The 13,743-nt window shown below is 39.7% G+C and carries 15 protein-coding genes; 5 read left to right on the plus strand and 10 right to left on the minus strand.

The features are described 5' to 3' along the window. Window positions 1-29 precede the first annotated feature (29 nt). Together lysS and KJS37_RS02205 are read left to right on the plus strand one after the other, a co-directional pair. On the plus strand, window positions 30-1,553 hold the full coding sequence (gene lysS, locus KJS37_RS02200; RefSeq protein ID WP_207781118.1) for a lysine--tRNA ligase: 1,524 nt from the start codon (window positions 30-32) through the stop codon (window positions 1,551-1,553). Window positions 1,554-1,648: 95 nt separating this feature from the next. After that, complete coding sequence (locus KJS37_RS02205) at window positions 1,649-3,247, plus strand: NAD(P)/FAD-dependent oxidoreductase (protein WP_213495707.1); 1,599 nt, start codon at window positions 1,649-1,651, stop codon at window positions 3,245-3,247. Window positions 3,248-3,267: 20 nt separating this feature from the next. On the opposite strand, the gene KJS37_RS02210 is transcribed toward KJS37_RS02205, so the two are convergent. Genes KJS37_RS02210 through KJS37_RS02225 form a run of 4 tightly spaced genes read right to left on the minus strand, consistent with a single transcriptional unit; the run spans window position 3,268 to window position 7,119 of the window. Beyond that, the gene (locus tag KJS37_RS02210) at window positions 3,268-4,251 is read right to left on the minus strand and encodes an FAD:protein FMN transferase (RefSeq protein WP_213495709.1); all 984 of its coding nucleotides are present in this window, start codon (window positions 4,249-4,251) and stop codon (window positions 3,268-3,270) included. Beyond that, the gene (locus KJS37_RS02215; protein WP_165711825.1) at window positions 4,220-4,816 is read right to left on the minus strand and encodes an NADPH-dependent FMN reductase; all 597 of its coding nucleotides are present in this window, start codon (window positions 4,814-4,816) and stop codon (window positions 4,220-4,222) included. Before KJS37_RS02215 ends, KJS37_RS02210 begins: the two co-directional genes overlap by 32 nt. Window positions 4,817-4,872: 56 nt before the next feature. Further along, window positions 4,873-5,676: a transporter substrate-binding domain-containing protein gene (locus tag KJS37_RS02220; protein WP_165711824.1), complete on the minus strand. Its 804-nt coding sequence runs from the start codon at window positions 5,674-5,676 to the stop codon at window positions 4,873-4,875. 12 nt (window positions 5,677-5,688) lie between these two features. After that, window positions 5,689-7,119 (minus strand): amino acid permease, encoded by a 1,431-nt coding sequence (locus KJS37_RS02225; protein ID WP_017369473.1) that lies wholly within the window; start codon window positions 7,117-7,119, stop codon window positions 5,689-5,691. Window positions 7,120-7,443: 324 nt separating this feature from the next. Between KJS37_RS02225 and KJS37_RS02230 the strand changes: the two genes are divergently transcribed. Further along, on the plus strand, window positions 7,444-8,202 hold the full coding sequence (locus KJS37_RS02230; protein ID WP_213495711.1) for a peptidylprolyl isomerase: 759 nt from the start codon (window positions 7,444-7,446) through the stop codon (window positions 8,200-8,202). 191 nt (window positions 8,203-8,393) lie between these two features. Here KJS37_RS02230 and KJS37_RS10400 read toward each other — a convergent pair whose 3' ends face one another. From KJS37_RS10400 to KJS37_RS02245, 4 genes are all read right to left on the minus strand, one after another. Then, window positions 8,394-8,477, minus strand: coding sequence for a putative holin-like toxin (locus KJS37_RS10400; protein ID WP_255566451.1), 84 nt, complete (start codon window positions 8,475-8,477; stop codon window positions 8,394-8,396). A gap of 248 nt (window positions 8,478-8,725) precedes the next feature. Further along, window positions 8,726-9,607: an RluA family pseudouridine synthase gene (locus KJS37_RS02235; protein ID WP_096368737.1), complete on the minus strand. Its 882-nt coding sequence runs from the start codon at window positions 9,605-9,607 to the stop codon at window positions 8,726-8,728. 213 nt (window positions 9,608-9,820) lie between these two features. Beyond that, window positions 9,821-10,633, minus strand: coding sequence for an NAD kinase (locus KJS37_RS02240; RefSeq protein WP_026063808.1), 813 nt, complete (start codon window positions 10,631-10,633; stop codon window positions 9,821-9,823). After that, complete coding sequence (locus tag KJS37_RS02245; protein ID WP_017369477.1) at window positions 10,620-11,300, minus strand: GTP pyrophosphokinase; 681 nt, start codon at window positions 11,298-11,300, stop codon at window positions 10,620-10,622. Before KJS37_RS02245 ends, KJS37_RS02240 begins: the two co-directional genes overlap by 14 nt. Window positions 11,301-11,616: 316 nt before the next feature. Between KJS37_RS02245 and KJS37_RS02250 the strand changes: the two genes are divergently transcribed. After that, window positions 11,617-12,213: a CYTH domain-containing protein gene (locus KJS37_RS02250; RefSeq protein WP_213495713.1), complete on the plus strand. Its 597-nt coding sequence runs from the start codon at window positions 11,617-11,619 to the stop codon at window positions 12,211-12,213. Window positions 12,214-12,341: 128 nt separating this feature from the next. Next, complete coding sequence (locus KJS37_RS02255) at window positions 12,342-12,860, plus strand: dithiol-disulfide isomerase (protein WP_165711821.1); 519 nt, start codon at window positions 12,342-12,344, stop codon at window positions 12,858-12,860. Window positions 12,861-12,918: 58 nt separating this feature from the next. Here KJS37_RS02255 and KJS37_RS02260 read toward each other — a convergent pair whose 3' ends face one another. Continuing rightward, on the minus strand, window positions 12,919-13,275 hold the full coding sequence (locus KJS37_RS02260; RefSeq protein WP_096368739.1) for a YlbG family protein: 357 nt from the start codon (window positions 13,273-13,275) through the stop codon (window positions 12,919-12,921). Beyond that, the gene (locus tag KJS37_RS02265; RefSeq protein WP_017369481.1) at window positions 13,259-13,633 is read right to left on the minus strand and encodes a YlbF family regulator; all 375 of its coding nucleotides are present in this window, start codon (window positions 13,631-13,633) and stop codon (window positions 13,259-13,261) included. Before KJS37_RS02265 ends, KJS37_RS02260 begins: the two co-directional genes overlap by 17 nt. Window positions 13,634-13,743: the final 110 nt, after the last annotated feature.

The raw sequence follows: 13,743 nt of genomic DNA on the forward strand, positions 1-13,743 counted from the left end.
TGTCAAAAGCCGTAAAATTATGCTAAAATATGGTTGATATAAACTTTTTTATAGGAGAAAACATTTTGGCTGAAATTATCGAAGAACTTAATGACCAAATGAAAGTCCGTCGTGAAAAAATGGAAACACTGCGTGAATCAGGCATTGATCCATTCGGACATAAATTTACTCGTACACACAACTCTGCAGAATTACATGCGGAATACGATGAAAATACTAAAGAAGAATTACACGAAAAAGACTTACATGCAACAATCGCGGGACGTCTGATGACAAAACGTGGTAAAGGTAAAGTCGGTTTTGCTCACATCCAAGACCGTGAAGGACAAATTCAGATTTACGTGCGTAAAGACGAAGTTGGCGAAGAAAACTATCAAATTTTCAAACAGGCTGACCTCGGTGATTTCCTTGGTGTTGAAGGACAAATCATGAAGACAGATATGGGCGAGCTTTCTATTAAAGCAAGCAAGTTGACTTTCTTGTCTAAAGCACTTCGTCCATTGCCAGAAAAATTCCACGGCTTGACAGATACTGAAACACGTTACCGTAAACGTTATTTGGACTTGATTTCAAACAAAGAAAGCTTCAATCGTTTCGTGACACGTTCTAAAATTATTAGCGAGATCCGTCGCTATATGGATGGTCGCGGATATCTTGAAGTTGAAACTCCTGTTTTGAACAACGAAGCCGGTGGTGCAGCAGCACGTCCCTTCTATACACACCACAACTCATTAGACATCGACATGGCGCTCCGTATTGCAACAGAATTGCACTTGAAACGCTTAATCGTCGGTGGTATGGAAAAAGTTTACGAACTTGGGCGCGTCTTCCGTAACGAGGGCATGGATATGACACACAATCCTGAGTTTACAACCATGGAATCTTATGAAGCTTATGCTGACTTTGAAGATATCATGGATTTGACTGAAGGAATTTTCCAACACGTGGCACACTCTGTCCTTGGCAAAGATGTTGTTGAATACGATGGTAAAGAAATCAATGTGGGCGGTAAGTTCGCTCGCATCCACATGGTTGATGCGATTAAAGAGCAAACAGGCGTGGATTTCTGGAAAGAAATGGATTTTGAAGAAGCTGCTGCTTTGGCGAAAGAACATGATATTTATGTGGAAAACCACTTCACAAGCGTTGGCCACATCATCAATGAATTCTTCGAGAAATACGTAGAAGATACATTGATCCAACCAACATTTGTTTTTGGACATCCAAAAGAAATCTCTCCTCTTGCGAAGATGAATGCTGAAGATCCACGTTTTACTGATCGTTTCGAACTCTTCATCAATGGTAAAGAATATGCCAATGCCTTCTCAGAATTAAATGACCCAATCGATCAGCTTGAACGTTTCGAAGCCCAAGCTAAAGCGAAAGAACTCGGTGATGATGAAGCTACTGGTGTAGATTACGATTACGTTGAAGCATTGGAACACGGTATGCCACCAACTGGTGGTCTGGGTATCGGTATCGACCGCTTAGTCATGCTCTTCACTGGTACAACTTCTATCCGTGACGTCTTGCTCTTCCCAACAATGAAATAAAAACAAAAATCCAGTTCTCAGGGCTGGGTTTTTACAATCAAGAAGTGTGCGATATCTTTTATCTGCAACACTTTATCTAGATAAGAGAACAAACTATGTTAAGAATATCTCAAATAAAAACTTCAATTGATGAGCCTGTGGAAAAAGTTAAAAGCTTACTTTTGAAAAAATTAAAAATTCAAGAGTCCGACTTGATTGACTATCGTATTTATAAGGAATCAATCGACGCGCGACACCGGGGAGAAATCAACTTTATCTACACGGTTGATGTCCAAATCAAAAATGAAGCTAAACTCCTCAAGAAAAAAATAAAAAATGTTTCCCTCTCACCAGACTTGAAATATAAAGAACCACAAAGCGGAACAGAAGCCATGAAACATCGTCCTTTAGTCATCGGTTTTGGTCCTGCTGGTATGTTTTCTGCTTTACTCTTAGCGCAAATGGGTTACCGACCTATCGTTTTAGAACGTGGTCAAAAAGTTGAAGAACGTGTGAAATCCATCGATGATTTCTGGAAAAAAGGAAAACTTAATCCTGCTTCAAACGTCCAGTTTGGTGAAGGCGGTGCAGGTACCTTCTCCGATGGAAAACTTACTTCCCGTGTACGTGACTTGCGCGGGCGCAAAGTTTTAGAAGAATTTGTAAAAGCGGGCGCACCGGAAGACATCCTCTACAAAGCACATCCGCACGTAGGAACAGATTTACTTCGTGATATTGTCAAGAATATTCGTGAGCAGATCATTGCTTTAGGCGGAGAAGTTCTATTTGACAGTCAAGTCGCTTCCTTTATAATTGACAAAAATGAACTTCAAGGTATTGTTCTCAAAAACGGGGAAGAAATCCTCTCCAATCATGCCGTTTTAGCCATTGGACACAGCGCACGCGATACCTTTGCTGAGCTGTATGATAAGGGAATTAATATGACAGCTAAGCCTTTTGCTGTCGGTGTTCGCATTGAACATCCTCAGAGCTTGATTAATCAAGCACAGTACAAAGAATTTGCAGAACATCCTCGTCTTGGCGCAGCAGAATATCGTTTGACACACAAGGCCAGTTCTGGGCGTGGCGTTTATACATTCTGTATGTGCCCTGGAGGTCTTGTCGTGCCTGCCGCGTCGGAAGAAGGCCGTTTGGTAACCAATGGTATGAGCGAACACGCCAGGTCTGAAGAAAATGCCAATAGTGGTTTATTGGTCCAAGTCTTTCCGGAAGATTTCGGTCAAGATCATCCTCTTGCTGGGGTTGAATTCCAACGGAAACTTGAAGAAAAAGCATTTGTTCTTGGTGGTGAAACTTATCAAGCCCCTGCGCAATTAGTTGGAGATTTTCTTGCAGGTCGTCCGTCTACTGATATCGGTGAAGTTACACCTTCTTATGCTTTAGGTGTCACTCCAACAGACTTAAGGCAACTCTTCCCTGAATATATTACATCTTCTATGAAGGAAGCTCTCCTTGGCTTTGACAAAAAGATTCAAGGTTTTGCCATGAACGACGCAGTTATGACTGGTGTTGAGTCACGCTCTTCTTCTCCTGTTCGAATCAATCGTGATGAAGAAAGTTTCCAATCTATCTCCACAAAAGGTATTTATCCATCTGGTGAAGGAGCAGGATTTGCTGGTGGGATTGTTTCTGCAGCCATTGATGGCCTTAAATGCGCTGAGCAAATGATTGCCTCTTTTGCACGACCTGAATAAAGAAAAAAACTGAGCAATGCTCAGTTTATAATCTTAAAATGTTTATCAATCAAACGTACATCCTTGGGCTTAAGTCCAAGGATTTTTATTTCCTTATCTTTGGTAATAAGCACTGCCGCTTGAATCACGTGTTGTCTTTTCGTAAAGACTTTTTCAGGTTCTTTTGAAAAGAACAACCTCTTCGCCTCAATCTCCCCATCTAATGACTTTTCAGAAAATATTGTCACGCTGGCTAAGTTGTTCACATGAGGATAACCTGTTTCAGGATTGAGAATGTGATGATAGCTCTTTCCGTCTCGCTCTAAATAGCGCTGATCAATTCCAGAAGTCACAACAGATGTGGACGCGGTAAGCACTTGAAGTACCAAAGATGACCCATGAGTAAGTGGATTACGAATTCCGACACGCCAATATCCTTTTAGGGGCCGGCCCAAAAACCGAATATTCCCCCCAAGATTAACAATGCCTGTGGAAAGACCAATTTCTTTCCAAAATTCTACAACTTTATCAGCAATGTATCCTTTGGCTATACCCCCTAAGTCTAAAGACATTCCTTTTTGAGGGAGAAAAACAGTCTTTTGCTGATCATCCAGAACAATATCATCAGGACTTACCATACCAATCATTTTTTGAATTTCTTGCTCAGAAGGAACACGGGCATCAGCAAAACCGATATGCCAAAGGCTTACCAAAGGACCGATGCTTGCATTGAAACCAAAGTGTTCCTGACTGACCTGTACAGCTTTTTTCGTTAAATCATAGACTTCTTCCGACAAGGCAACTGCTTTTACTCCTGCAGCTTGGTTGACTGTCATTAACTCCGATAACGCTCTATTGACTGTGAATAAATCTTCATAATGAACAATTTTTCTATATGCCTGATCAAGTCTTACTGTAGTTTCTGAATTCTCCACATCAAGTAAGCTCAGCTCAATAACTGTACCCAAGCCTCGATATTTTTGAGATAAAAAATCATTCATACTCCGATGCCCCAGTATCTGCATCTGTTTCTATCAGCGCGCGTAAAGGCTGCAAATGTGCACTGTAGCGGCAAAAGTTTCTGAAGCAATGTTCCAGCCAAGAAATCGTTTGTCTATCTATTAGATTGCCTGAAACGTCGAACGCATCCGCAGCATGACTCAGTAAAAATTGGTTAGCCGGTAAGACAAAAGCTTCCAACCCTGGTGACTGAAGGATTTGTCTGAGATTTTCCTGTGCAAAAACGGAGCCTTGCTTCCCTAGAGAAGCGCCAACAATCATAACTGGCGTATTAATAATGGGTTGCAAAGCCCCCCAAGAGAGCCATTCGAGCAAAGACTTCAAGGCTGCAGTGATGGCATGATCGTACTCAGGAGTGGAGATAATCAAACCATCTGCGGCTTCAATGGCTTCAGCGATTTCGCGGACTCTCTCAGGCAAGTCCATACTGTCTTCCGAAAACAAAGGTAAGCCTGTAATCTCGATGACTTCAATCTCAGCCTCGTCAATAAAATGTTTTTTCATATACCAAAGCAACTTTCTATTATAAGAAAAGCTGGCATTGGTTCCTACTATTGCAATAAATTTCATCTTTATTCCTCTTCACTATAAATAAAAAGAGCTTTCGCTCTTTTTATTTTAACACCTTAGTGTAGAAACCACTGCTTAGAGAGCTTGCTAAATTTGCCAGACTGCTGAAGGGCCTGCAAACCTTGGTTGACTTTATTCATTAATTCAGTATCACTCTTTCGTGCTGCTACAGCATATTCAACTTGTGGATAGGGCGTATCTAGCATACTATATAAGCCTTCAAGCTGATGACTACGGAGATACGCTTTAGTATAATCCTTATCTAAAAGAACAGCTTGAATTTCCCCTGCTTGCAAGGCTGCGATTGCATCGCTCGGTTGGTTATAGAGAAACATCAAATTTTCTTTGGCAATATTTTTTAAAATCTGCGGATAATCGCTAAACAAATCATAAGCTGCTGAAGCTTTTTGCCCGCCAACTGCTTGATTATGCATATCGCCAATATTGTAAAGCTCTGCCTCTTTAGGAACAAGCAATACTAAACTTCCAGTATGATAAGGTTGACTAAATAAAATGGTCTTTTCCCTTGTCTTATTTGCTGTATAGGGTCCCCAAATCAGGTCGACTTCTCCTTCTTTCAAGGCTTTTTCTTTGGATGACCAATCCAATGCTTTCCAGTCAATCTTTATATTATAAGAAGCAAAGATTGACTCTGCTAAAGCTACATTAAAACCATCAGGTTTTCCACTCTCTTGCATTGAAGTTAGTGGCGCAAAGTCTGCCTCATAACCGATAGTGATCGTCTTGTCTTCTTCAATCTTTTGCCATGTATTTTTCTTCGTGTTCACTTCACAAGCGGTCAAGCTCATAAAAATAAATAACAGGAGGAAGGGAAACAGGTAGAATTTGATTTTCTTCATGTTTTCATTCTATCATTTCTCTCGGCTCAAATCTACCGCTTTGAGTGGCACTAATTTTGTATTGTACTTCCATTTATATCCAAAATATAGGGCTAAGAAAAGTGGTATCGCGGCATACATAGCCAAGCCTTCGCCCCAGTGACTGCTGAAAAGCAGCGCTGGATCTAAATTAACAACAATCATTGCCGTCATGATTAGAGACAAAATTGGTCCAAAGGGGAACCATTTTGCTTGATAAGGCAAACTGCTCAAATCACCGCCTTGAGCCAAGAAGGCGCGACGGAAACGAATGTGACTGATCGATATCCCAAGCCATGCAATAAACCCCGTCAAACTTGACAGATCCACAAGCAAAAGGTAAATTTGTGTGCCGAAAATTCCTGTTAAAAATGCGACCACACATACCGCTGTCGTTGCCAATAAAGCATTGATAGGGATGCCATTTTTGGCTATCTTTGAAAACTGACGGGGCGCGCCTTCTTTTTTACCTAAAGAATAAAGAATACGAGTTGAAGCATACATGACAGAGTTTGCTGAGGAGATAACTGAGGTTAAAATCACGGCATTCATTAGACTCGCTGCTACGGCTAAACCAATATTCTTAAAAACAATAGTAAAAGGGCTCATAACCGCTGTCGAATCAGGATTAAGTAAGCGTGGGTCTTGGTAATTGATAATAGCTGCAATAACAATAATCGTAAAGATGTAGAAAAGTAGAATACGCCAAAAAATAGAGTTCATTGCTTTAGGAATACTTTTCTCCGGATTTTCCGACTCTCCCGCTGTAACTCCCAGAAGTTCTGTACCTTGAAAAGAAAAGCCAGCGATGAGTAAAACACCGACAAATCCTGTAACGCCACCAGTAAAGCCGTGATTGCCTGCTGTGAGATTACCAACAACATCAATATTATTTCCAAAAATTCCGATAATCGTTAACACACCAACAGCCAAAAAGACAATAATCGTAATCAATTTGATAATGGAGAGCCAATATTCTGTTTCCCCAAAAGCGCGTACTGCCATGATGTTAATTGCAAAAATAAGGACTGTGGCCACACCCGAGAATATCCAAGAGGGAACCTGAGGAAACCAAAATTGAGTGATTAATCCTGCCGTTGTCAAATCGACCGCAATAGTAATTGCACCGTTTATCCAATAGTTCCAGCCCAAAGCAAAACCAAAAGCTGGATCCACAAAGCGTGCCCCATAATCTGTAAAAGAACCCGACGTGGGTAAATAAGTGGCCATCTCTCCTAAAGAGGTCATTACAAAATAAACCATGATTCCGACAAAGACATAAGCCAGTACCGCCCCAAAAGGTCCAGCCTGACTAATGGTCGCTCCTGAGGTCAGGAACAATCCTGTTCCTATCGTTCCACCGAGCGCAATCATCGTGATGTGTCTTTGTTTTAAATTGCGTTTTACCTGATTTTCATTTTTCATATTTTTTCTTTCTCTAATACTTCTTCGTTCATTTACAGCATAATTTTGCCCAAAAGAAAAGACCGTATAGCCTAGCCATCCGGTCTTTCTGAGAATCACCGGCATAGATGTCTTTCGAGCGTACTCTAAAGTTGCATCTATACCAAAGTATGACACAACTCTTATCTATGCGCATGATGATGTTGAGATTGTAGGTCAAACTTAAACATATGTGATTCTCCTTCCTGATATTTTTTATTTAGTATAGTCCTTTATTTTTAAATTTGCAAGTATAAACTTCTTATCGTCGTTTAGTCTTCGAAACTTTTATGTTAAAATATAGGAATGGAAAAGAAAAAAAATACGAATATTATCTTTGGAGGATTATTAGTCCTCATCGTTGTTATCGTTGGTGGTCTTCTTTACTTTGCGAACAGTTCTGACAGCAAGACAGACGCAAAAAATGACTTACAAAATGTTGAACTCCCTCAGTTATCGAAAGAAGTTGGCAAGGATGAAGCTGAAGTTCAAATTCAAACAACAGCTGGGAACATTAACATCAAGCTCTTCCCTAAACTTGCACCAATGGCTGTTGAAAACTTCTTGACTTTGGCTAAACAAGGTTACTATAAAAACAATGAATTCTTCCGTGTGATTAATGATTTCATGATTCAAACGGGTGACCCAAGCAATAAAGGAACTGGAAGCAAATCCGTCGTAAACGACAACAAGCCATTTGCGACTGAGATTTCTAATCAGCTTTATCATATTCGTGGAGCAGTATCACTAGCAAACAGTGGCCCCGGAGAAACAAGCAGTTCGCAATTCTTTATTGTTCAAAACCCACAAGCATCTGAGCAAGGTTTGAGCACAAGTAAATATCCCCAAAAGATTATTGATGCCTACAAAGAAGGGGGATCGCCTTTCCTTGATGGCCAATATACTGTTTTTGGACAAGTGATTTCTGGCATGGATGTTGTTGATAAAATTGCTGCAGGAAAAGTGGAAGCTAACCCAAATAACCCACAAGAAGAATCTTCACCTGTAAATCCAGAAAAAATTACCGGCGTTAAAATTATCAAAGGTTGGGACTTTAAAAAATAAAAAAATCTTCTGTGTAGGCAGAAAGTTTTTTAGCGCTAGTCCCAATTTCATCTGCCTTGCTATCCTCTGATGTTGATGATATAATGAAAATAAGTAAAAAGGCTTGCACAAACAAGCCCTTTGTAGCCGTATGAAGAACGGTAGCCAAATATTTGATAGATAACTGTCGTTACTCAGCTAAAGTTGGACAGTTATTTTTTATTGTTGCTATTATTCAATGTCAACACCAGCATTGCAAAAGCAAGCATGAGTGACAAAGCTTCATAAACCGACAAAAAATGTCGCCTTTCTGTATTTTGAGGTTATAGCCTACAAAATGTCATAAGCATCACCTCCCAGTTAGGCTACCGTCCTTTAACTTCTACTCCGTTATTATAACATGTCCAAACTCAAAATGAATCTAAAAGAAAAAGCTGTGTCCCTACAAGATTCAGCTTTATTTTATTGTTTTTTTAGGAAAAATGGCTCTATAGCGTACTTTTGAGCTTGAAATTGTTGTGCGGCCAATAATGGCACATAGCTTTTACTCACGCATCAATTTTTGCATGTCTTCAGGCATTTCTAATTCAATATCAATCAATTCGTCTGTAAAGGGATGGACAAATTGTAAATGATGACAGTGGAGCGCTTGGCGATCAATAAGGTCATGATTACCTCCATAAAGTTCGTCGCCGACAAGAATATGCCCTAGATGTGAAAAATGAACACGAATTTGGTGTGTACGGCCGGTATGTAAAACGACATCTAGCTGCATCAAGCCATTTTTCTCTGCCACAACTTCATAGCTTGTTCTGGCTTCTTTTCCTTCAGGATGCACACGTCGCTCAATGATTGACGTTTCCACTCGACCAATAGGTAAATTAATTTCCCCTGTTTTGGGCATTTTTTCATCTGCATGAATAATAGCATAATAACGTTTGGTAACGCTATCCTTATATTTAGGATGCACGATAAGAGAGTGAGCCAAACTGTGTTTAGCAAAAATCATCAAGCCACTCGTATCACGGTCCAATCGTGTGATAATGTGTACGGTTTGGTCTTCATATTTCTTTCGCACAATATAGCCCTTTACGATATTAGACATTGCTCCTGTTGGATGTAGACGTCCAGTAATCGAAGTTCGTCCTGCGGGTTTGTTCACAATCAAATAATGATCGTCTTCAAAGACGACTTCTGGATCAATGTCTTCAGGAATCAACAAATCTGTACCTTGCTCGATAGGCGTGATGATCGTGACAACATCATCGACTTGCAAAGGAAAAAGAACATTACGCTCCATACCGTTCACTAAAATCTCACCACCATCAAATTTGATATGTGAAAGGAAGCGTTTGGAAACGCCATGACGTTTAAGTAAGGCTTTTACCGTACTTCCATCAATTGTATTTGTAAATGAAAATTCCACTGTTTAACTTCTCCTTTTAAGTCTGCTCTTGACATCGATTACCTTACTTCTGAAGGGTTCTTCCACTTCATAAACTGAATTTTTTCCATCTAAAAACTCCAACATATGTCGGAGTTTGCCTAGAACAAAACTTTATTATACCATATTTGCTCGCTCTGTAAATATAATTATGCCAAGAGACACTCTACACCCAAACGAAAAGTGTTTGCAGCATTATTCAACTTCGCCGATAAATGCGTTTTTGACACGTTCCCAAAAGCTTGTATGGGCGCAATTTGCAAAAGCGATTGTTTTACCATCCATGCTGTACTCGATGGCTTCGATTTTTTCGTAGTTGAATGTCAGCTGGTCAACAGTAACACTGTAATCCTCAACATCTTCTGGACAAATAATAATACTGTCTTTCTTAGCCACAACCATCGGTGCCCCTAAGGTACGATACACAATATTATTTAGACTGGCTATCTCGGCCATCTGCATAGCTTCGACACGAGGGTGTAAAACAGCGCCCCCAATAGATTTATTATAAGCTGTTGACCCCGTTGGTGTAGACACAGATAAACCATCTCCTCGAAATTTTTCAAAAAGAAAATCGGAAATTTTGATATCCGCAACTAAGGTCTTAGAAGTTCGGCGAATCGTTGACTCGTTAAGTGCATAATGTAGCATTTCTGAACCATCCTGAAATTTCACACGTATCCGCAAAAGTGGATAATGTACTGCATGCTCGGCTGTTTCAGACTCTAAAGCAAGCGCCACCTTATCGAGATCTGTATTCATAAAGTCGGTATAAAAGCCCAGATGTCCCGTATGAACACCTACAAAGCGAATTTTATCCAGCTTATTTTCATAGAGGTGCATGGCTTTGAGAAGTGTCCCATCTCCCCCAACCGAAATAACAATTTCTGGATTTTCTTTTTCAAACTTGAATTTTTTAGACCGCAAAAGCGCTGTTAGTTCTAACAGCGTTTTTTGCGATTTTTCACTTGAATTCCCTACCAACCAGATCTTTTTACCAGAGCTCATTGTCTTCTCCGTTTTCTTTCTTATAGTCCAGTCTTGCCTGCGGATCATCGAAAAGTAATTGGGCTTCTTGGATATCTTCTCGAATCGCACCCATTTCCATATCCAATTGCGCAGCCATATGCGCCGCAGTCGTTAGACGTTCTCGAACTTCATCTGGTATAACACCACCGTACTTATAACTTAAGGAGTGTTCTATTGTTGCCCAAAAATTCATCGCCAAGGTTCGGATTTGAATTTCGGCAAGCACGACTTGGGCCCCCTCAATCATATCAATTGGATACTCAATGACTACGTGATAAGAGCGGTAACCGCTCGCTTTTTGGTTATGGATATAATCCCGCTCTTCAATAATTTTTAAATCTTTACGTTTTCGTAAAAGCTCTAAAACATCCCAGACGTCATCAACAAACTGCACCATGACACGAACACCAGCAATGTCTTCCATTTCTCGAATCGTTTCTTGCGTATATCCTCGCATGACTGCCTTCTTCCGAATCGAATCACGTCGCTTCACGCGCCCCGTGACAAACTCAATCGGTGAGTAAAGTTTTTTCTTTAAAAATTGCTTGCGCACACCACGAAGTTTGATTTTTAGTTCCCCAACCGTTTGGACATAAGGATCAAGAAATTCTTCCCAGTTAAATTCAGTTGCTGTACTTTCAGTCATATGCTTATCCAAATTGACGCTCGTCAATTCTCCTTTGTATTTTATTACAGGTCTTTCACAATTATACCATATATCCCCCCTATTCACTAGACAGCTTGACTAAATTACGACTATGAAAAAGAAGCGAAATGCTGTTTTAATAGCACTGTAGACCGTAAGAAAGGAGCCTCTTCTTCTTTTCTGGCTTTACTTAGATACAGGCTTTTGATATACTTTTAGATAATAGATCAATCATCATTTCAATAAGAAGGGAGGATGCCTCTCTTGGAGATCTTGTAAAGAGTAATCTAAACAGAGCATCTTTTTATACATAAAAATGTCAACAAATTTAGAAATTGAGCATAAGACGATGCTCTCTATGCCGGAGTATGACCGATTGAAAACTCTATTTTCACACGTCACTCCTGTCCGACAGACTAACCACTATCTTGATTCTCAAGAATATACACTGCGTAAGAAAAAGCTAGCTCTGCGTATCCGTACCTTTGATCGTTCAGCAGAAATGACCCTCAAAGTTCCTCAACAGGTCGGAAACATCGAACATAATATTGACCTTACACTTGAAGAAGCACAATATTTGCTCGCGCAAAAAAGTATCACTTGTGGTAAAACTGACCTCAGTGAAATCTGCGATATTTTAGTTGAGCGTGGGGTAGATCTGGAGAGCATTACTCTGATTGGAAGTTTAACCACAATCCGTTACGAACAACATCTCCCTATCGGCCTTGCTGCCCTAGATAAAAACGACTACCTTGGCCATACTGATTATGAGTTAGAATTAGAGGTTACTGATAGCGAACAAGGCAAAAAAGATTTCCTTGCTTTCTTGAAAAAAAATCATATCGAATTTCGTTTTTCAAAATCAAAAGTTGTACGCTTCTTAGATTGTTTGCGTCACCTGAAAAAACAATAAAAGTGCTGTTTCAGCACTTTTTGCATATAATTTGGTCTCCTATATAAAATTTGATACACTATACAACGTGGATACACAACTGATAAACAATAATATTAAAGATTTTAACAAGGAAAACAATAACTCTCATGTATGATATTCATCATTTTTTCACGCCAATTCTCAATCAATTTTCCGAATTTGATGCGCACAGCTGGTACCTCTACCCAATAGCTACACTTGCTGCAGCTAAAGAGTTACGTGATAACAGTGAACTTCCCAAAAATATCGAAAGTCTCAACGCAAGCTTTGATCGTCTCCAAAAAATTTCCTCCGATTTCTTGACGATAAATCTACACGGGCGAAAGTATGGGCGAAAATTCATCTTAGCTTTACAGGAGAGACTGGACGACCTCAGCATACTGGATTATAACAATCAAATGCGCCACGAAATTCTCTGCGAAATAAAGCTCACAACTGCTGACTTTATTACCCATCGTCAGTTCGCTAAAAAACAAATGATTAAGAATGCTCAGGAATTTTATAAAAATGAGTTTACCCAAGTACCTTCTACTTTAATTTATACTGACACTGAATGTTTACACATCGAAAATTGCTCGCAAGTCCTTATTCAAAATTATCTTCGTCATATTGAAAAAACTGCCTGAAGGCAGTTTTTTTGTAGAGCAGAATTTCTAAGGCTGTGTCTATAATGTCGCATCTCCATTACAATTTGCCTAAAGCAGCTTCCAGTTGTCCTTTAATTACTTCATTTGTCTCCGCAAAAGCTTCAGAGAAGTTCTGGTTGAGATCTTTCAGATGACTTGGGCGTACTCGTTTCACAAATTTAAGTGCTTTAAGTTTCTTGATTGTCTCCGAAACATCCTCTTCATTCACATAAAGCAAGCTATAATGTGCCTTACGACTTGTATATCCAAGGTCTCCATAGTGACTAAGCTGTCTATTCCCTTTGTAGGAGTTGCAATAGACAAAAAGTGCAATCCTTCCTTGCTTTTCGAGCGGGCGAACTGTCTTATCTTCTATCTTTGGCCCCACTATTTCTTTATCAATGATGGCGTCCATGACGGCTTCCTCCTTTCAAGGGTAAATTTTCATCTACAAAAATGTGTTCTGAAATTGCTGATGTGATATCTTTCGTTAACTCAGATAGAAGTTCCTGTAAGTCATTTTCAGCCACACGAAGCTGGTAGACCTTTTCATTGAGTAAGAGCTCTTTTCTGAGCTGGACCAGTTCTGGTCTAAAGGCGATATAATCTTGATTGTCCGTAAGAAGCTGAAGCTTAGACTGCAAGTCTTCATCTTCTTCAAAAGCCTTTTTCAAGGCGCGATAAGCATTAACTTCTGGTAAGTTCAAAAAATCCTTAATTACCTCATCAATTAAATCATCAATTTCAAATAATTGTTCATTTATGATTAGCATAATCTTATTATACCAGAAAAGCAACTTGACCGCTTTTCCTCAACCTTCTTCAGTAAACTTTCTCTGTTTTTTCATGTACCATAAATGACATTTTTTATATGTCTGTTCTA

It is taken from the genome of Lactococcus formosensis, assembly GCF_018403745.1.
GTDB lineage: Bacteria > Bacillota > Bacilli > Lactobacillales > Streptococcaceae > Lactococcus > Lactococcus formosensis.